The 18,486-nt window shown below is 70.8% G+C and carries 18 protein-coding genes and 2 pseudogenes; 9 read left to right on the forward strand and 11 right to left on the reverse strand.

Going from position 1 to position 18,486, the window contains the following annotated elements:
- Window positions 1-13 precede the first annotated feature (13 nt).
- The 4 genes from ACIQ7D_RS27405 to ACIQ7D_RS27420 form a co-directional block, all read right to left on the reverse strand.
- Window positions 14-670, reverse strand: a complete 657-nt coding sequence (locus ACIQ7D_RS27405; protein ID WP_403941811.1) for a response regulator — start codon at window positions 668-670, stop codon at window positions 14-16.
- Window positions 658-1,902: a histidine kinase gene (locus ACIQ7D_RS27410; protein WP_403941950.1), complete on the reverse strand. Its 1,245-nt coding sequence runs from the start codon at window positions 1,900-1,902 to the stop codon at window positions 658-660. The genes ACIQ7D_RS27405 and ACIQ7D_RS27410 overlap by 13 nt, the downstream gene beginning before the upstream one ends.
- A gap of 49 nt (window positions 1,903-1,951) precedes the next feature.
- Window positions 1,952-2,659, reverse strand: coding sequence for a response regulator transcription factor (locus ACIQ7D_RS27415; protein WP_403941952.1), 708 nt, complete (start codon window positions 2,657-2,659; stop codon window positions 1,952-1,954).
- Between the two features lie 86 nt (window positions 2,660-2,745).
- Window positions 2,746-3,255, reverse strand: coding sequence for a MarR family winged helix-turn-helix transcriptional regulator (locus tag ACIQ7D_RS27420; protein WP_403941813.1), 510 nt, complete (start codon window positions 3,253-3,255; stop codon window positions 2,746-2,748).
- Window positions 3,256-3,394: 139 nt separating this feature from the next.
- On the opposite strand from ACIQ7D_RS27420, the gene ACIQ7D_RS27425 reads away from it, so the two are divergent.
- Window positions 3,395-4,159: an SDR family NAD(P)-dependent oxidoreductase gene (locus ACIQ7D_RS27425; RefSeq protein WP_403941815.1), complete on the forward strand. Its 765-nt coding sequence runs from the start codon at window positions 3,395-3,397 to the stop codon at window positions 4,157-4,159.
- Window positions 4,160-4,320: 161 nt separating this feature from the next.
- On the opposite strand, the gene ACIQ7D_RS27430 is transcribed toward ACIQ7D_RS27425, so the two are convergent.
- Genes ACIQ7D_RS27430 through ACIQ7D_RS27445 form a run of 4 tightly spaced genes read right to left on the reverse strand, consistent with a single transcriptional unit; the run spans window position 4,321 to window position 7,684 of the window.
- The gene (locus ACIQ7D_RS27430) at window positions 4,321-4,521 is read right to left on the reverse strand and encodes a ferredoxin (protein WP_403941816.1); all 201 of its coding nucleotides are present in this window, start codon (window positions 4,519-4,521) and stop codon (window positions 4,321-4,323) included.
- A 17-nt stretch (window positions 4,522-4,538) separates the two neighbouring features.
- Entirely contained in the window at window positions 4,539-5,189 is a 651-nt protein-coding gene (locus tag ACIQ7D_RS27435) for a TetR/AcrR family transcriptional regulator (protein ID WP_403941818.1), read from the reverse strand.
- Window positions 5,190-5,191: 2 nt separating this feature from the next.
- Window positions 5,192-6,412 (reverse strand): cytochrome P450, encoded by a 1,221-nt coding sequence (locus ACIQ7D_RS27440; protein ID WP_403941820.1) that lies wholly within the window; start codon window positions 6,410-6,412, stop codon window positions 5,192-5,194.
- A 45-nt stretch (window positions 6,413-6,457) separates the two neighbouring features.
- Window positions 6,458-7,684, reverse strand: a complete 1,227-nt coding sequence (locus ACIQ7D_RS27445) for a cytochrome P450 (RefSeq protein WP_403941822.1) — start codon at window positions 7,682-7,684, stop codon at window positions 6,458-6,460.
- A 262-nt stretch (window positions 7,685-7,946) separates the two neighbouring features.
- Here ACIQ7D_RS27445 and ACIQ7D_RS27450 point away from each other — a divergent pair, with 262 nt between their 5' ends.
- Complete coding sequence (locus ACIQ7D_RS27450; protein ID WP_403941824.1) at window positions 7,947-8,453, forward strand: DUF6328 family protein; 507 nt, start codon at window positions 7,947-7,949, stop codon at window positions 8,451-8,453.
- A 119-nt stretch (window positions 8,454-8,572) separates the two neighbouring features.
- Window positions 8,573-9,538: an LLM class F420-dependent oxidoreductase gene (locus ACIQ7D_RS27455; protein WP_403941825.1), complete on the forward strand. Its 966-nt coding sequence runs from the start codon at window positions 8,573-8,575 to the stop codon at window positions 9,536-9,538.
- 77 nt (window positions 9,539-9,615) lie between these two features.
- On the opposite strand, the pseudogene ACIQ7D_RS27460 reads toward ACIQ7D_RS27455, so the two are convergent.
- Together ACIQ7D_RS27460 and ACIQ7D_RS27465 are read right to left on the reverse strand one after the other, a co-directional pair.
- A pseudogene (locus ACIQ7D_RS27460) lies at window positions 9,616-9,837 on the reverse strand (transposase); the annotation flags it as partial.
- Between the two features lie 384 nt (window positions 9,838-10,221).
- Window positions 10,222-11,214, reverse strand: coding sequence for an aldo/keto reductase (locus tag ACIQ7D_RS27465; RefSeq protein ID WP_403941826.1), 993 nt, complete (start codon window positions 11,212-11,214; stop codon window positions 10,222-10,224).
- A 124-nt stretch (window positions 11,215-11,338) separates the two neighbouring features.
- On the opposite strand from ACIQ7D_RS27465, the gene ACIQ7D_RS27470 reads away from it, so the two are divergent.
- Window positions 11,339-11,956 carry a TetR family transcriptional regulator gene (locus ACIQ7D_RS27470; RefSeq protein WP_403941829.1) on the forward strand — a complete coding sequence of 206 codons (618 nt, stop codon included), beginning with the start codon at window positions 11,339-11,341 and terminating at the stop codon, window positions 11,954-11,956.
- 33 nt (window positions 11,957-11,989) lie between these two features.
- On the opposite strand, the pseudogene ACIQ7D_RS27475 reads toward ACIQ7D_RS27470, so the two are convergent.
- Window positions 11,990-12,252 (reverse strand): annotated as a pseudogene (locus ACIQ7D_RS27475) (AraC family transcriptional regulator); the annotation flags it as partial.
- 468 nt (window positions 12,253-12,720) lie between these two features.
- Between ACIQ7D_RS27475 and ACIQ7D_RS27480 the strand changes: the two are divergent.
- The 5 genes from ACIQ7D_RS27480 (at window position 12,721) to ACIQ7D_RS27500 (ending at window position 18,442) form a co-directional block, all read left to right on the forward strand.
- Window positions 12,721-13,482: an SDR family oxidoreductase gene (locus tag ACIQ7D_RS27480; protein WP_403941831.1), complete on the forward strand. Its 762-nt coding sequence runs from the start codon at window positions 12,721-12,723 to the stop codon at window positions 13,480-13,482.
- Between the two features lie 40 nt (window positions 13,483-13,522).
- On the forward strand, window positions 13,523-14,233 hold the full coding sequence (locus tag ACIQ7D_RS27485; protein WP_403941833.1) for a TetR/AcrR family transcriptional regulator: 711 nt from the start codon (window positions 13,523-13,525) through the stop codon (window positions 14,231-14,233).
- A gap of 491 nt (window positions 14,234-14,724) precedes the next feature.
- Window positions 14,725-15,210, forward strand: coding sequence for a (2Fe-2S)-binding protein (locus ACIQ7D_RS27490; protein WP_403941836.1), 486 nt, complete (start codon window positions 14,725-14,727; stop codon window positions 15,208-15,210).
- Window positions 15,207-16,199 carry an FAD binding domain-containing protein gene (locus ACIQ7D_RS27495; protein ID WP_403941838.1) on the forward strand — a complete coding sequence of 331 codons (993 nt, stop codon included), beginning with the start codon at window positions 15,207-15,209 and terminating at the stop codon, window positions 16,197-16,199. The genes ACIQ7D_RS27490 and ACIQ7D_RS27495 overlap by 4 nt, the downstream gene beginning before the upstream one ends.
- Before the next feature lie 59 nt (window positions 16,200-16,258).
- Window positions 16,259-18,442 (forward strand): xanthine dehydrogenase family protein molybdopterin-binding subunit, encoded by a 2,184-nt coding sequence (locus tag ACIQ7D_RS27500; RefSeq protein WP_403941840.1) that lies wholly within the window; start codon window positions 16,259-16,261, stop codon window positions 18,440-18,442.
- Window positions 18,443-18,486: the final 44 nt, after the last annotated feature.

The following is an 18,486-nucleotide window of genomic DNA, read 5'->3' on the forward strand; positions in this document are numbered from 1 at the left end:
AACCGCCGCGCCTTCAACGGCCGTACGGCACGTTGTCGAGATACGTGAGGACCGCCTGCACCCGCCGGTGCCCGCTGTCGCTCGGCGGCAGCCCCAGCTTCAGGAACACATTGCCGATGTGTTTGCTCACGGCCCGTTCCGTGACGACCAGGGTGGCGGCCATGGTCGTGTTGTCATGGCCCTCGGCCATCAGCTTCAGGACCTCGCGCTCACGCGGTGTCAGCGAGTCGAGGGGCGAGTCCCGGCGGCGGGTGAGGAGTTCGGTCACCACCTCGGGGTCCAGCGCCGTACCACCGGCCGCCACCCGGTCCAGGGCGTCGAGGAACTCGTCCACCCGGCCCACCCGGTCCTTGAGCAGATAGCCGACGCCCTTCGCCCCGCCGCTCAGGAGTTCGGCGGCGTACGACTCCTCGACGTACTGCGAGAGGACCAGCACCGGCAGCCCGGGGATCTCCTCGCGCGCCGCGAGCGCCGCGCGCAGGCCCTCGTCGCGGAAGCCCGGTGGCATCCGCACGTCGAGCACGGCCACGTCCGGACGGTGCCGGAGCAGCGCCGGCACCACCTCGGGCCCACTGCCCGCCACGGCCACGACCTCGTGCCCGGCGGAGGAGAGCAGCAGGACGAGCCCTTCCCGCAGCAGGGCGTGGTCCTCGGCGATCACCACACGCACGGCAACTCCACTTCGATCAGGGTCGGGCCCCCGGCGGGGCTCGTCACAGCGACGGTTCCATCCAGCGCGGCGACCCGGCGCCGCAGTCCCAGCAGCCCCGACCCGCCCGGCTCCAGACCGGAACCGTGCACGGAGCCGGGCACCGGGCCGGAACCGGGCACCGGGCCGTCGAGGGCGCGTTCCGCGCCGCCCTCGCCCTCGTCTCGCACCCGCACGCGCAGCCCCGTCGCCGTACGGTCGAGCCGGACCTCGGCCCGGTCGGAGCCGCTGTGCCGGGCCACGTTGGTCAGGGTCTCCGCGACGACGAAGTAGGCGGCGGCCTCGACCGCCGCCGGGGCGCGGGCCCCGTCGCGCGCGTCGTCCCCGTCGTCCCCGTCCGCCAGGCCGGTCACCGTGACGGTCACGTCGAGTCCGCTGCTCGCGGCGAGGGCCCGTACGGCTCCGGCGAGGCCGCGGTCGGTGAGGATCGGCGGGTGGATGCCGCGTACGACGTGGCGCAGTTCCGTCAGCGCCTCCTCCGCCTGGTCCTGCGCGTCGTCCAGGAGCTTGCGGGCGGCCACCGGGTCGCCGTCGTACATCCGCTTCGCGAGGCCGATCCGCAGGGAGAGTGAGACCAGGCGGGCCTGGGTGCCGTCGTGCAGGTCGCGTTCGATACGGCGCAGTTCGGCGCCGTGCGCGGCGATCGCGCCCGCCCGGGTCTCGGTCAGCTCCTCGACGCGCTCGGCGAGGCGGGCCTTCGGCGAGGGCTTGAGCAGTGCGGTCGACCAGGCGGCGTCGAGGTCAGCGAGCCAGCTGATCAGCGGCAGCACGACCGCCTTCCGGCGCAGCAGCCCGCACCCCACACCGTCGACGGCCAGACCGGCCACCCACAGCGGCACCGCCAGGCAGACGAGCATGCCGTACACGTAGTGGGCGACCATCCAGCGCAGGTCGGCGTAGGTGCCGGGGTCACGGACGACCGCCCGCAGCCGCTGCCGGAGGGTCCCGGTGATGGGGAGGTACACCTCGGGGATCTCCCGGCCCGTCCAGGCGGCCACCCGGCGCCGTTTGGCCCCGGCCATCCGGCGCACCAGCAGCACCGTCTCGGGCAGTATCCCGGCGCCGACCAGCAGGACGGTGACGGCGGCCGTGAACAGCAGCACGCTGATGAAGAGGTACGAGCCGAAGGCCAGCGCCGCGGCCCTGGCGAGCTGGAGCGTGGCCCGCGCCGCCTCTCGCACCGTCGTCCACATGGGGCTCATCTCAGAGGTCTCCTCCAGATCCGGGGCAGGGCACGGCGGCTCAGTGGCCGAGCCAGTAGCCGAAGCCCTTACGGGTGTGGATCAGCGGTGGATCCTCCTGGTCGACCTTGCGCCGCAGACGGGAGACCAGCTTCTCGATGGCGTTGTCGGCGCGGTCCTCGCCCCAGACGTGCCGGCGGATCTGCTCCTTCGAGAGGACCTGTTCCGCGTGGACGAGGAGATGGCGCAGCAGCCGGTACTCGGCGGGGGTGAGATCGAGGGTACGCCGGCCGCGGCGGGCCCGGCATGTGGTGTCGTCCAGGGTGAGGTCCCCGTAGCGCGGCGCCCCGGTCCGCGAGCCCTCGCCGCGGGTGCGCAGCAGGGTCTCGGCCCTGGCCAGGACCTCGGCGATACGGAACGGCTTGGTGACGTAGTCGGCGACGCCGGTGCCGACCCCGGCGGCCAGGGAGTCGAGGTTGTCCAGGGCGGCGAGGAAGAGCAGGGGCGGACGGTCGGCGGCGGGCATGCTGGGGTAGCCGCTGCCGTGTCCCAGGTCGCGCGTGGTCAGGTCGACGACGACGAGATCGGCGGGCTGCTCCCCGAGCCGGAACAGCGCCTCCTGGCCGGAGCCGGCCGTTCCGGTGCGGAAGCCCGCGAGTTCCATGGTGGTCGAGAGGAGTTCGACCGTGCCGGGGTCGTCGCCGACGATGAGGACGCGGCGCCCGGCCCCACGCGTCGGCAACGGTTTCTCGCTGAGGTTCCCGTACATGGACCGACCGTTCGTGTAGGGCTGGGGCTGGGGCCAGGGCTCGTGGGCCACCGTCCGGTTCGCCGCCATGGGTACGTTCCGCCTGTTCAGGCGGTGGGCGGGGCCCCGGCGTCGTCCTCGTCGGCGGCGCTGCTGAGGAAGTCGTCGACCATCCGGTGGAAGAGGGTGGCGAGCTGGTGCAGCTCCTCGGGCGACCACTCCCCCAGGGCCATCTCCATGCCCCGGCGGCTCGCGCCACGGATCCGGCCGATCGCGTCCCGGCCGGCCGGGGTGAGCTGGACGTGCTGGGCCCGGCGGTCGTCGGGGTCCGGGACGCGGGTCACGTAACCGGACTTCTGCAACTGCTGCACCTGGCGGGTGATGTGCGACGCCTCGACGCCGAGCCGCACGGCCAGCTCGCCGGGGCGCAGGGCGTCCGAGTCGGCCATCGCCCGCAGGAGGGCGACGGCGGCGCGGTCCAGTGAGACCCCGGCCAGCGCCATCAGGCGCTCGTGCTGGCGGACCCGGTTGGTCAGGTACGAGATGTGGGTGAGGGCACGCTCGATCTCGATGATGTCGGCCGAGACGGGGACGTCGGTGCGCGGCGGTGTGGGCATGTGCCCCACTTTATCATCTGCTTGCTTGACTCAAGTAAGTCAAATATGTTTGCCTGACTCAACCAAGCGGGCGCTCACCGTACCGCGCGCCCGCCCAGGACCACCCGACTCTATCGGCAGGAAGAAAGCGGGCACCTCCATGAGCACCACTGGCCTTCAGGGACGCAGTGTCGTCGTCACCGGAGCGGGATCGGGGATCGGCCGCGCCGCGGCCCTCCACTTCGCCCGGGAGGGCGCCCGGGTCCTGGTCGCCGACCTGGATCAGGAAGGCGCCGACGCGACCGTCGAGTCGATAACGGGCGCGGGCGGCACGGCCGTCGCGGTCGTCGGCGACCTGAGCGACCGGAAGGTCGCGGACCGGGTCGTCGCCACGGCCGTGGAGCACTTCGGCGGGCTGGACGTGCTGGCGAACAACGCCGGGGTCATGGACCGCATGTCGGCACTGGGCGAGACCGACGACGCCGAGTGGGAACGGGTCATCGGGGTCAACCTGACGGCCCCCTTCGTACTGACCCGGGCCGCCCTGCCGCACCTGCTGGCCTCGGGCAAGGGCGCGATCGTCTTCACCGCGTCCGAGGCCGGTCTGCGCGGCAGCGCCGCCGGAGCCGCGTACACCGCCTCCAAGCACGGTGTCGTCGGGCTGACGAAGTCGCTCGCGGTGATGTACCGGACGCGGGGCATCCGTACCAACGCCATCGCACCCGGCGGCACCGCGACGGGGATCCGGGTCGACGCGCGGCGCGAGGCCGAGGGGCCGGCCGCCCTCGCCCCGTACCTCGGTCTCGTGGGCAAGGTGGCGGAGGCCGAGGAGCAGGCCGCGGCCATCGTCTTCCTCGCCTCGGACGCGGCGAGCAACATCAACGGGGCCATCCTGCCCGTGGACAACGGCTGGTCCGCCATCTGAGTCCGCTCCGACGGGCGCCCGGCGGGGGCAAGGGCGAGCGGCGGGGACGTCCGAACCGGACGTCCCCTGCCCCGGCTCACCGGGCCCGGGTCGCCCGATCCGGCTCACCGGGCCCGCGCGAGCCACCGGGGCTCACCGGGCCCAGGGGGAGCCGCCCGGGCTCAGTCGCTCCCCGTCAGCGCGATCGCGCCGGCCGGGCAGACCGTGGCCGCCTCCCGTACCGTCGGCCACAGCTCCGCGGCCGGCCGGGGTTCGCGCAGGACCACGACGCCGTCGTCGTCCCGCTGGTCGAACACCGCGGGCTCCAGCAGCACACAGGTGCCGGCGCCGCAGCACCTGTCCTCGTCGACCGTCACCCTCATGTCGTTCCTCCCTCCGGCTACGGGCGGTGCGTGGTGGGCGCCAGCCACATGCCGACGAGCGCGTCGACCATGCCGGCGGCGGCGTCGTACCAGCAGGAGCGGACCGTGTCCGCCCCCTCGGCCAGCGCCCGTTCACGCTCCGCGCACATGTGGACCATCAGATGCCGTGCCATCAGAGCGCGCTCGGCCTGGACCTCGGCGGGCAGGTCGGGCAGGGCGCGGTGGAAGCCCTCCACGATGCGCTGGAGCGCCGGGGATGTCAGCGACTCGTCGATCATGGTGGCGCGCAGCGCGGGGTCGGTCATCGCCTGCGCGCAGAACCGGGCGTACCAGGTGGGGCTGCCCAGCGCCTCCAGATGCTCGGTCAGCGGGGTGACCAGGCAGGTCACCCAGACCCGGACGTCGGTGGAGTCACCGGCCTCGGCCAGCCGCTCCTCCCTGATCCGCTCGATCTGCCGGGCGTGTTTCCGGGCGATCGCCCGGACCAGATCGGCCTTGGTGCCGAAGTGGTAGCCGACCGCGGCGTTGTTGCCCTGGCCCGCGGCCTCGCTGACCTGCCGGTTGGAGACCGCGTACACCCCGCGCTCGGCGAACAGCCGCTCCGCCGTGGTCAGGATCGACTCCCGTGTCGCGCTGACCTGTTCGGCCCGCACCGTCCTGCCTGCCATGTTCACCATCTCACCGGTACTTCGCGCAGCCCGCCGACCATCAGGCCTTCGAGCTTGGGCAATTCCTCCACCGTGACAGCGAGGCGCAGCGTGGGCAGCCGGCGCAGCAGAACGTCCAGGACGGCCTGCAACTCGGTGCGGGCCAGCGCCTGCCCCAGGCACGCGTGCGCCCCGGAGCCGAACGCCAGATGGACGTTGGGGGTGCGGCCCAGCTCCATCGTCCCGGCGTTGTCGAAGGCCCGCTCGTCCCGGTTGGCCGCGCTCATGTTGCACATCACGGTGGTACCGCGCGGCACCAGAACCCCGCCGATCTCGGTGTCCTCGCCAATGTATCGCGGCAGGCCGAGTCCCCCGCTGGCGTCCAGCCGCAGCGCCTCCTCCACCGCCGAGCGCACCAGCGACCGGTCGGCGAGCAGCCGCTCCCACAGCCGCCGGTCGCCCAGCAGCATGGCGACCATCTTGCCGATCTGGTTGGCCGTCGTCTCATGGCCGGCGAGCAGCAGTCCCAGTCCGGTGGCGACCAGTTCCTCGTCGGACATCCGGTAGCCGTCGGCGCCGGTGGCCACGATCAGCTCGCCGAGCAGGTCGTCGCTCGGCTCGGCCCGCTTGGCGTCGACATGGGCCGCCATGTAGTCGGTGAACTCGCGGTGCGCCGTCGCGACCTCCTCCTCCGTGTAGCGGGTGAGGTTGAGCAGCGAGTCGGACCAGTGGGAGAACCGGTCCCGGTCCGTCTCGGGCACTCCGAGCAGATCGCAGATCACCCACACCGGCAGCGGGAAGCCGAGTGCGGCCTTCAGGTCGGCGGGCTGCCCGCTCGCCACCATCTCGTCGATGAGCCGGTCGGCCATCGCCTCGATGCCGGGGCGGAGCGCGGCCATCCGCTTGGCCGTGAACCACTTCCCGACCAGCCGCCGCCACTGCTGGTGCCCCGTTCCGCTCTGCGGGATCGTGGCCGACATATCGCTGTTGAAGAGCCCGCCCGACTCGGTGTCGGAGATCCGGGCCGCGTCCTCGGCGTCGAGCCGTCGGCTGAACCGCGGGTCGGCCAGCACCTGTTTGACGTCGTCGTACCGCGTCAGCAGCGCCGCCTCGTCCCCGCTGGGCAGCTTCACCCGGGCCACGGGGCACCCCTGGCGCAGCCGCGCCCACTCGGCGGGCGGGTCCAGCGGCGCGTCGTTGGGGATGGGGTAGCTGAGGGCCTGGTCGGCTTCGCTGTGGCTCATCGTGTCTCCTCGGTCAGGGAAGAACGGTCGGGGGGAGGAGGCGGGTCACCAGGCCACGGGGAGTTCGTACACGCCGTAGACGGACCCGTCGTGCTTGAACGGGACCTTGTCGATCCCGCCGGCCAGGCGCAGCCCGGGGACGCGCCGGTAGAGGGTGCTGTACGCGACCCGCAGCTCCATCCGGGCCAGTGTCTGGCCCAGGCACTGGTGGACGCCGAAGCCGAAGGCCAGGTGGCGGCGGGCATCGCGGCGGATGTCGAGCCGGTCGGGGTCCTCGAACACCTCGGGGTCCCGGTTGGCGATGTCGTTGGGCACGATGACCCCCTCGCCCGCGCGGATCACCTCCCCGGCGATCTCGATGTCCTCCAGCGCGACCCTGCGGCGCCCGTTGTGCGTGATGTTGAGGTAGCGCAGCAGCTCGTCCACGGCCGTGGCGACCAGCGCCGGATCGTCCGTGTCCCGCAACAGGGCGAGCTGGTCGGGGTGTTCCAGCAGGGCGAGCGTGCCGAGCGCGATCATGTTCGCGGTCGTCTCGTGCCCGGCGATCAGCAGGAGGACGCCCATCTGGGCCACCTCGGAGCGGGTCAGCTCACCGGCCTCGACCTTCGCGACCAGCCCGGAGAGCAGGTCGTCGGCGGGGCGGGCGGTCTTCTCGCTCATCAGCTCGTCGAGATAGCCGACCAGCGCGCCGGACGCGGCGGCCCGCTCCTGCGGCGTCACATCCCGGTTGATGAGGACCTTGCTGTTGTCCTGGAAGAACTCGTGGTCGCCGTACGGCACTCCGAGCAGTTCCGAGATCACCAGCGAGGGCAGCGGCAGGGCGAACGCCTGGACGAGATCGACCGGTGCGGGACCGGCGAGCATGCTGTCGATCAGGTCGTCCGTGATCTTCTGTACGGCGGGGCGCATCGCCTCCACGCGCTTGAAGGCGAACGGCGCCGCGACCATGCGCCGCAGCCGGGCGTGCTCGGGGTCGTCCATGAGGATGAACCCGATCGAGGCGTTGCCGGTGACCGGCGCGCTGCTCGGATAGCCGGGCCGGGTGATGTCGGCGCTGAGCCGCGCGTCGCCGAGCAGGGTGCGCTGGTCCGCGTAACGGGTCACCAGCCAGGGTGTGCTGCCGTCCCACAGCCGCACTCTCGCGAGCGGCCCCTCCCGCTGTGTCTCCCGCAGCTCGGGGGGCGGGTCGAACGGGCAGCGCGCGGCGCGCTCCATCGGAAATTCCGGTACGGCGGCCAGGTGTCCGTCCGCCGGGTTCAGGATGCTGGTCATCGGTCCTCAGCTCTTCTCGGAACCGGTCCTTCCGGTGTGGTCAGGCAAGCCCATCCCGTAATCCAAGTCAAGCACGTGACTTAAATTCGCGCGCGTCACCCGTCTGAACCGGCCACCGGGCCGGACCGCGGGATGCCGGCCGAGGAGTCGTCCGGGCCGGAGGGGGCACCTGGTGCACGATGGGGCGAGGTCCGGCGAGCGCCCGCCGCGCGGCGGCTGAGGTCACCGGCGCGGCTTCGGACACGAGGCGGAGGAGGCCGGGGTGGCCAGGCACGAGGACGGTACGGGCGACACACCCAACCGGGGACGGGCGGAAACGGAGGACGAGCGGGCGGACCGGCAGTGGCATGAACTCATCCAGGAGATCAGAGTCACCCAGACCGGCGTCCAGATCCTCTTCGGATTCCTGCTCACGGTGGTCTTCACCCCGCACTTCCAGGAGCTGGGGGCGACGGACAAGAACACGTACCTGATCACCGTCGTCTGCGGCGCCCTGGCCACCGGCGCGCTGATCGGCCCGGTCGCCCTGCACCGGATCGTCTCGGGGCGCCGTATCAAGCCGCAGGCCGTCGTCTGGGCCTCCCGGCTCACCTTCGCCGGCATACTGCTCCTGCTCGCGACGCTGACCTGCGCGCTCTTCCTGGTCCTCCGCGTGGCCGGCCATGACCCGTACGTGCCGTGGCTCGTCTCCGGGGTGGTCGCCTGGTATCTGCTCTGCTGGTTCGTCCTGCCGCTCTGGGTCCGCCTGCGCCACACCGCACAGCCCTGACGAGGACCGCCGAGGGGGCAGCCTCTCCGGCCGGTGCGCCGAAACCCTCCCGCGCCAGGCGGACGCGCCCGTTCGCCGCGCGAGGTTTCCGTTCCGGGGGAACCGGCTAAACGCCTCGCATGGCGCAATTCGGATACACGATGATGACGGAGCAGGCGGGCCCGCGCGCGCTCGTGGACCATGTGGTCGGTGCCGAGCGGGCCGGGTTCGACTTCTCCGTGACCTCGGACCACTCCTCCCCCTGGCTGGACTCCCAAGGCCACGCCCCCTACGCCTGGAGCGTCCTGGGAGCCGCGGCCCAGGCCACCTCCCGTATCCCCCTGATGACGTACGTGACCTGCCCGACCAGGCGCTACCACCCGGCGGTGATCGCGCAGAAGGCCGCGACGACGCAGTTGCTGTCCGAAGGCCGCTTCCGCCTCGGACTGGGCTCGGGCGAACAGCTCAACGAGCATGTGGTCGGCGGCGGCTGGCCCGCCGCCCCGACCAGGATCGACATGCTCGAAGAAGCCGTCGAGATCATCCGGGCCCTGTTCGCCGGCGGCACCGTGAACCACCGGGGCACCCACTTCGAGGTGGACAACGCGAAACTGTGGGACCTCCCGGACGAGCCGCCGCCCCTGGGCATCGCGGTCTCCGGAGAGCGCTCCTGCTCACTCGCCGGGCGGCTGGCCGATCTGGTGATCGCCACCGAACCCAAGCGCGAACTGCTCACGGCGTTCGACGCGCACGGCGGTACGGGAAAACCCCGGATCGGCCAACTCCCCGTCTGCTACGACACCGACAGGCACGCGGCCGTCGCCCGCGCCCACGACCAGTTCCGCTGGTCGGTCGGCCCCTGGCCGGTGAACTCGGAGCTGCCGAACCCGGCGGCGTTCGCCGGCGCCACCGCCCACGTCCGCCCGGAGGACATCGCCGAGGCCATCCCGTGCGGCAGCGACCCGGACGACTTCGCCGCGGCGGTCCAGCCATACATCGAGGCGGGCTTCACGGAGATCGCACTGATCCAGATCGGCGGCGACCACCAGGAGCCGTTCCTCGACTGGTCGGAGAAGACACTGCTGCCCGCGCTGCGCGCACTCTGAGGCTCCGAATCACTCGGCACATGCACCCGTTTACAGTCTCTGATCTGCGCTCTTCTCCGCCTTGCGTCGGTGATGGCCTGGGCGAAGCTGCCGGCCCCGTCCCGGCACACCACCTCGAATCCCGCATGCTTGCGCAGCCAGGTGGCGACCGGCTCCTTCACACGGTCCGCGAGCACGTCGGCACGCGCGCCCGTGGCGGCGTCGATGACGACCGTGGCGTAACGGTGGCCCCGGCGCAGGGCGAACTCGTCGATGCCCAGCACGCGCGGGACTGCCGCCGACGGCACGGGGACGCGCATCAGGCAGTTCAGGACGGTAGCCCAGGACAGCCCGCAGCGCGGCACGGCCAGCAGCCGGGCCCCGGCCGATCCCGCCGGCGCCGCCGCCACCGCCGCATGTACCGGGAGTGCACCCGGTCCGACTCCGACCCGCACCCTGGGTCGGACATCTGCGGCATCGTCCCGGGTGTCCGGGCCGCGATCCGCCGCAGATCACCACTGGCCTCCACACGCTCGACCCGTACCGCGGCCAGCTGCGGTAACAGGTCTTCCGGCCGTATCGCACACACCACCAGGATGGCCCAGCCAACCAGCCGACACCGCAGGCCAGTTGGCCCGATCACCAGCTACGAAAATCTTGGAAGACCCGGTGAGCGTACAGACCCCATGCGTGTGTCGGCGCGGTCAGTCTGTGGTGAAGCTGGACAGTACGGCCGCCGGGAGGCGGCTGCCTGCCGAGCCGCGGGGAAGGATCTCAGTGATGCGGGCCAGATCGGCGGCGGAGAGCTGGACGTCAGTGGCGCCGGCGTTCTCCTCAAGGCGCTTGGTGCTGCGGGTGCCGGGAATGGGCGCGATGTCCTCGCCCTGGGCGAGCAGCCAGGCCAGTGCGAGTTGGGCGGTGGTGATGCCCCTGGTGTCGGCCAGATTCTTGAGCTGTTCGGTGGCGTGCAGGTTGTACGTGTAGTTCTCGCCCTGCCAGCGCTCGTCCCAGCTGCGCATGTCGTCCGCGGGGTACTCGCTCGCGGGCTTGACCTGGCCGGTGAGGAAGCCGCGGCCGAGCGGGGAGTAGGGCACCAGGCCGATGCCGAGTTCCCGCAGGACGGGAAGGATCTTCTCCTCGACCTCCCGCTCGAAGAGCGAGTACTCGTACTGGAGCACGGAGACCGGGGTGACGGCGTGGGCGCGGCGGATGTACTGGGGGCCGACGTTGCTCAGGCCGAAGTACTTCACCTTGCCTTGGGTGATCAGTTCGCCGACCACGCCGGCGACCTCCTCGACCGGAATGTCGGGGTCGGAGATGTGCTGGTAGAAGAGGTCGATGTGGTCGCTCTGCAGGTAGCGCAGGCTGTTCTCGGCGACCTTGCGGATGTTTTCCGGGCGGCTGTCGAAGGCGGGGCTGATCGCCGGGGCGGTCATGTCGAAGCCGAACTTGGTGGCAAGGACCACCTCGTCGCGGAAGTCCTTGACTGCCTTGCCCAGGAGGATCTCGTTGCTGCCGGTACCGGCGCCATACAGCTCGGCGGTGTCGAAGAAGTCGATACCGAGTTCGTGGGCGCGGCGGATGGTCGCGATGCCCTCGTCGTCGTTCGAGGCGCCGTAGGCCATGGACATGCCCATGGTCCCCAGGCCGAGCGCCGAGACGCGCAGACCCTGAGAGCCCAGATTGCGGTGCTGCATGAGTTCACTCCCTGAGTGGTTCGCCGGCTTCACCCGCAGAGGTCAAACCGAACTGTTCCGTTTGACTCTACACGTCGATCGCCCGGCTGCCAAACCAAACGGTTCGGTGCTCTATCCTGGGGCCATGCCCCAGTCCCGCGACTCCGGCCAGACCGCAGCGCCCGCCGCCGGCGACACCACGCGCGAGCGCGTCCTTACCGCTGCCATGGAGGAGTTCGCCCGCCATGGCATCGCCGGCGCCCGCGTGGACCGCATCGCCAAGCTCGCCAGGACCAGCAAAGAACGCGTCTACGCCCACTTCCGCGGCAAAGACGCGCTCTATGCCGACGTTGCCGCACGGGAGTACGTCGTCATCGCCGAGGCCACCCAGATGGACCCGTCCGACCTCCCCGGCTACGCGGGCCGCCTGTTCGACTACTTCGTCGCCCGTCCGGACCACCACCGCCTGATCGCCTGGGGCCGCCTCGAACTGCCGCGCGCCGCAGCCGTTGCCGACGATCCCGACCAGGCAGTGATCGCCCGCAAAATCGACCAGCTCCGCCAGGTGCAACAGGCCGGACAGCTCGACCCCGCCTGGGACCCGGCCGACGTCCTCGCCCTGGTCAATCAGATCGCCATGACCTGGGCGTCGCAACCCGAACTCAGCGAGGCCGCCGCCGTACACGCCGTGGACCCCACCACCGCCGCCCGCCGCGCCGCAGTGGTGACCGCCGTCGAGCAGCTTTTCCCTCGAGCGCGCTGAGGTCCCCGGACCGGCGGCAGTCCTGCTCGAACACTGGCCGGGGGCGACGGTCCGCGTGACGTGGTCGACGTCGTACCGCAGCTCACCCTCGGTGACTGCGATGAGGTGGTGGAAGGTGGCGCGGCCCGGACGGGGCGGGTTCACGGCCAGTCGTCGTGCTGGGCGAAGAAGTCCTCGACGGTACTCACCTCAAGCCCGTACGGAGTGCCGACCGGGGGCTGGAAACCGTACAGCGGAACCGCGACCGGTCCGGCCGCGGTTCCGCTCGCATCGATGTGTCGCTTGCCGACCATCAGGTGTCCGCAGTCCACCGCCCTCTTTGCCGGCTTCGAGGGAAGGATGAGACGTGCCGCCTCGACCGCCCGCGCGCCCTCCGCGTTCTTCGATGCCGCACGTCACTACCTGAGGAAGGCAACGCCCCATGAACGGATCGGCTTTGCGCCCCACGAAGCTGGAAGGCATCGTCGGGCAGGACCACCTCTTGGCCGCGGACGCCGCCGCTGGGCCCGCGCGGTCGCCCAGCAGCGCGTCAGCTCCACCATTCCGCGGACGCCGCCCGGCGTCGGGAGAACCACCATCACCCGGCCCCTCGCGGACGGCAGCGACATGGTCTTCATGCCGGTGTCGGCCCACCTTCTCCGGCGTGGCCGAACCGCTCCAGGGCATTTTGTAAGTGCATCGACTTGCCTTAACGGCGACTCAGGAGCTACCTTCAAGTGGTGAGTCCATCGACTTACCTAACACCTCGGCAAGGAACAATGAACATGAATCGTCTTGCGGGCAAGCGTGCCCTCATCACCGGCGGCACGAGCGGGATCGGCCTGGAGACCGCGCGGCGTTTCATCGCGGAGGGGGCCGACGTACTGGTCACGGGCGTCACCCCGGCCAGCATCGACAAGGCGCGGCAGATCCTCGGGGACAAGGTGCCGGTGGTGCGGGCCGATGCGCGCGATCTCGATGCGCAGCGCGGCCTGGCGGAGCGGGTGCGGGAGCATTTCGGGGAGCTGGACGTGGCGTTCCTGAACGCCGGTGTCTCGGACTGGCGGCCGTTCGAGGACCACACGGAGGACAGTTTCGACCGGCTCTTCGACATCAACGTCAAGAGCGTCTTCTTTCTCACCCAAGCCCTGGTGCCCGTGCTGGCCAACCCGTCCTCGGTCATCCTCAACGCGTCCAACAGCGCGCACGGGGGCTACGGCGGGTCGAATGCCTATGCCGCGACGAAGGCGGCTGTCGGCTCGCTGATGCGGTCGTGGAACGCGGACCTGCTCAGGTCGCACGGCATCCGGTTCAACGCGATCAGCCCCGGCCCGGTGGACACCCCGCTGTACTCCGGCTCCAAGCTCGGGATCGAGGACCCCGCGCAGCAGAAGGCGGTTCTGGAGGCGATCAGCTCCACCATCCCGCTGGGGCGCATGGGCATGCCCGAGGAGGTCGCGGAAGCCGTCGTGTACCTGGCCTCCGATGCCGCCGCCTTCACCGTGGGCCAGGACCTTATCCTGGACGGCGGCCAGACCGTCCTCTGACAGCGAGGATGCGGCCGGGAGACGGGCAAGGGGCGTGGGTATGTCGGTGGCGGACCGAGCGGAGACCGGTGGCGATACGTGCCAGGCCGGGTATGACGCGCAGACCAAAGCCGGGTATCACGCGCAGATCAAAGAGGAGAACCGCGCGCGCATCATCCGCGCCGCCCGCGACCTCTTCCTCGCCCGGGGATACGACAAGACCTCCCTGGCCCAGATCGCCAAGGAGGCCAGCGTCTCCACCGGCACCCTCTTCAAGCGGTACCCCTCCAAGGCCGCGCTGTTCGCGGCCGTCACCTCCGAACAGTGGCAGCTGGCTGTGGAGTACGCCGAACCGCCCCCGCCCGGTGATCCTCGATACGGTCTGGACCACATCGGCCGCGACTACGCCTGCCTGGTCGCGCGGCCCGGAACGGCCGCGCTGTGCCGCCTCATCATCACCGAGCTTCCCCAGATGCCGGAACTCGCCGACATCGTCGGCACCGGCTTCGCCATCGACCGCGGACCCTTCTTCGAACGGCTCCGCGACTACCTGGACGCCGAAGCACAGGCCGGCACACTCGACTTCCGCGCGGCCGACGGACAGCCACAATCGGCATCGACAGTCGCCGAACAGTTCCTCGGCATGATCTGCGGCCAGTTCCTGTGGCCCCAACTCGTACGGACGGACTTCGTCCCACCCAACCCCACCGACGCCGCCATCGTGGACGAAGCCGTCGCCCTCATGCTCACCCGCTACAGCACCGGATCCTGAACTCCGGACCACCAGTTCAACTGCCAGGACCCCGACACGTCACCCTCCAGGGACAAGTGCAGGTAGGGGTGACCCGACCGACGGCGCGTACGGGCGAACGCGACCGTTCCTTCCAGCTACCGACAGCGGCCGACAGCGGCCGACAGCTGAGCTGGGACCGTGGCCTGCTGGCACTGCCGGCGTGCGCCCCGGCGTTGCGCCCGGTGGCGCGACCACCGACCAGTGCTCGACGACATCCTCCAGCACGTGCGCACCCGGGGCGATGTCGGCCCCGATGCGACGGTGTTGGCCTTCTGCAGCGCCGACCACCGTGGCCGTACCGGCTACTCAGCTCCACCCGCAAACAGCGCGTGACCTGAAAAAGATCATCATCCGCGAGCGTCGCGAAGCAGACACAGCGTTTCAGGCCAGAGCCCTCTGGTCCTGTCCCATGTGCCTGATGGCGCCCCCTCAAGAGAACGAGCCCACGGGCGAACCGGAGGAATGACACGGTGGAGATCGAGCTGCGGATCAACGGGTCCGCCCAGCGGCTGGACGTCTCACCACAGGTGAGCCTGCTCGACGCGCTGCGCGAGTACCTGGGCCTGACCGGTACCAAGAAGGGCTGCGATCAGGGCGCGTGCGGTGCCTGCACGGTGCTGGTCGACGGCCGGCGGATCAACGCCTGCCTGGCGCTGGCGGTGCAGTACCAGGGCCGTGAGATCACGACCATCGAAGGCGTCGACCACCCGTTGCAGACGGCGTTCGTCCGCGCCGACGGATTCCAGTGCGGCTACTGCACGCCCGGCCAGATCTGCTCGGCGATCGGCATGCTCGCCGAGCACAAGGAAGGCGCGCCCAGCGCGGCGACCGAGCACCTCGCCGGCACCGGCGGAGAGCTGGACGAGACGGAGATCCGGGAGCGGATGAGCGGCAACCTGTGCCGCTGCGGCGCCTACAACGGCATCGTCTCGGCGATCAAGGAGGTCGTGAAGTGAAGTCGTTCTCCTACCTCAGCGCACCGGACACGGCCACGGCGCTGCGCACGGTCACGGACGGCGAGGACGTGAAGTTCCTCGCGGGCGGGACGAATCTCGTCGACCTCATGCGGGAGGGCATCGAACAGCCGTCGACGGTCGTGGACATCACCCGCCTGCCGCTGACCGGCATCGAGGAACTGCCAGAGGGCGGGATCCGCGTCGGCGCGCTGGTGACCAACAGTCGGCTCGCCGCGGCCCCATTGATCAGGACCCGCTATCCGGTGCTGGCGCAGGCGATCCTGCTGGGGGCCTCGGCCCAGTTGCGGAACATGGCGACCGTGGGCGGGAACCTGCTGCAGCGCACCCGCTGCATGTACTTCTACGACGAGGCCTCCGCGTGCAACAAGCGCGAACCCGGCAGCGGCTGTGACGCGATCGGCGGGTTTTCCCGCGGCAGTGCGGTGCTGGGGGCGAGCGAGCACTGCATCGCCACCCATCCCTCGGACATGGCGGTGGCGTTGGTGATGCTCGACGCGGTCGTCGAGGTGGAGAGCGTGCGGGGCGTGCGCCGTATCCCGGTCGTCGAGTTCCACCGGCTGCCCGGCGACACCCCTCACATCGAGACGGTGCTGGCCGCCGACGAGCTGATCACGGCCATCGAGCTGCCGCCGGTGCCGGTGGCGGCGCACTCGCGTTACCGCAAGGTGCGCGACCGCGCGTCCTACGCGTTCGCCCTGGTCTCCGTCGCCGCCGCGCTGGCCGTCGAGGACGGCGTGGTCACCGAGGTCCGGCTCGCTCTGGGCGGCGTCGGCACCAAACCCTGGCGCGCCACCGAGGCCGAACGCGCGCTCCTTGGCCGACCGGCGACCGAGGAAGCCTTCCGGCAGGCGGCGGAAGCCGAACTCGCCGCCGCGGTGGGCGGGCCGCAGAACACATTCAAGATCGAACTCTCGCAGCGCACGATCGTGGCGACCCTGCGGCAGCTGACCGACGGGAGCGCCGCCTGATGCCGAACTCAACTCCCGCGTCAGGAGCGACCGGGCCGAACGGAAGCGGGCAGGGAGGCATGACCACGATCGGACAACCGCTCGACCGCGTCGACGGCATCGTCAAGACGACCGGTGCGGCCAAGTTCGCCGCCGAGCACTTCTGTCCCGGCCTCACGCACGCCGTACTCGTGCACGCGACCGTCAGCCGCGGCCGGATCACCGCCCTGCACACCGACGAGGCGAGCGCGGTGCCGGGCGTGATCGCCGTCCTCACCCACCTCAACGCGCCCCCCATGAAACCGGCGCCGAAGCGCGGAACGTTCAACCTCACCTCATTGTTCTCCGGCACGTCCGTGAACTATCTACAGAGCGACGAGGTGCACTGGGAGGGTCAGCCGATCGCGGTGGTCGTCGCGGAGACCTCCGCCGCCGCCCGCGAGGCAGCCGCGCTCGTGCACGCCGAGTACATGGTGACCAAGTCCGTGGTCGACTTCGAAGGAGCCGAGCAAGACGCACAGCCGCAACCGGACGACCCGTTCTTCCCCCGGGAGGCAAAGAGGGGCGATGCGGAGGCGGCGCTGGCCACCGCGCAGGTGGTGCTGGACCTGCGGTACACCACCCCGCCGCACAACCACAACGCGCTGGAGCCGCACGCCACCACCGCCGTCTGGGACGGCGACCGGCTCACCGTCCACGACGCGACGCAGTCGATCGACTGGTTCCGCACCCACCTCGCGCTGCGGTTCTCCGTGCCCATGACGAACGTACGGGTGCTGGCGCCCTTCGTCGGCGGCGCCTTCGGCGGCAAGTTCGCGATGTGGCCCGGCACGATCCTCGCGGTGCTGGCGGCCCGGGCGACGAGCAGGCCGGTGCGGCTGTCGCTGTCGCGGGAGGCGGTCTACCGGACGGTGGGCGGGCGCACCCCGTCCATCCAGCGGGTCGCGCTGGGCGCGGACCGCGACGGCAGGCTGACCTCGCTGGTGCACACCAGCGTCACCCGCACCGGCAAGGTCGGCGGCCATTTCGAGCAGGTCACCTCCCCTTCGAGTCATCTCTACGCGTCCGAGAACATCCTCGCGCGGCATGACATCGTGCGGCTCGACCTGGTGCCGAACCACTTCATGCGGGCGCCGGGCGAGTCGATCGGCACCTTCGCGCTGGAGTCCGCGATCGACGAGTTGGCGTACGAACTGGGCATGGACCCGATCGAGTTGCGGCTGCGCAACGAGACCGCGGTCGACCCGATCGACGGCAAGAAGAAGTTCTCCCACCGCAAGCTGCCCGAGCTGTACGCGCTGGGCGCGGAGCGGTTCGGCTGGCACGACCGGAACCCCGAGCCGCGTTCGACGCGCGAGGGGCGGTGGCTGGTCGGGACGGGCGTGGCAACGGCGTTCCACCCGGGGTTGTCGATGCCGGTCAACGTCACGGTCCGTCTGTCGGCCGACGGCAGCGTGCTGGTGCGCTGCGGCTTCCAGGAGATGGGCATGGGCGCCGCCACGGCCCAGGCCCAGATCACGGCGGACGCGCTGGGTGTGCCGTTCGACGCGGTCCGCGTGGAGTACGGCGATTCCGATCTGCCGATGGGGCCGGCCGCCGGTGTGTCCGTTCAGACCGCGAGCACCGCCGCCAGTGTGCTGCGGGCGTGCGAGGAGCTGAAGCAGACGCTGGCGTCCATGGCCCGCAAGACGGGCGGCGGCAGCAACGAGGAGATTCTCCGGCGCGCGAAGGTGCCGCACGTCGAGGCTGTCATCGGATCGGAGACGCGGCTGGGCCGGATCGCCGGGCGAGCACGGTTCCTCCCGAAATTCATGAGTGACGGCCGGCAGTGGATCAAGGCCGCCTCCGGGGTGCAGTTCTGCGAGGTGCGCGTGGATGCCGAGACCGGTGAGACGCGGGTGTCGAGGTGGGTCGGCGTGTTCGACATCGGCAGGGTGATCAACGCGAAGACGGCGGCCAGCCAGGTGCGCGGCGGCATCGTGATGGGCCTGGGCCTGGCGATGGCCGAGGAGACCCTCGTCGACCCGCGCACCGGGCGGATCATGAACCCCAGCCTGGCCGAATACCACGTCCCCGTGCACGCCGACATCCCGCCGATCGACGTGTCCTTCCTGGACGACCCGGACCCGACCACACCGCTCGGCATCCTCGGCGCGGGCGAGGTGGGTGTCGTGGGTGTCGGTGCGGCCGTGGCGAACGCCGTGTATCACGCGACCGGCAAGCGGGTGCGGGACCTGCCGATCACGCTGGACAAACTGCTCTGAGGCCACGGCAGTTCGAGCCGCCCTACAACAAGAAAGGCATGCAC

The organism is Streptomyces sp. NPDC096310 (assembly GCF_044763125.1).
GTDB lineage: Bacteria > Actinomycetota > Actinomycetes > Streptomycetales > Streptomycetaceae > Streptomyces.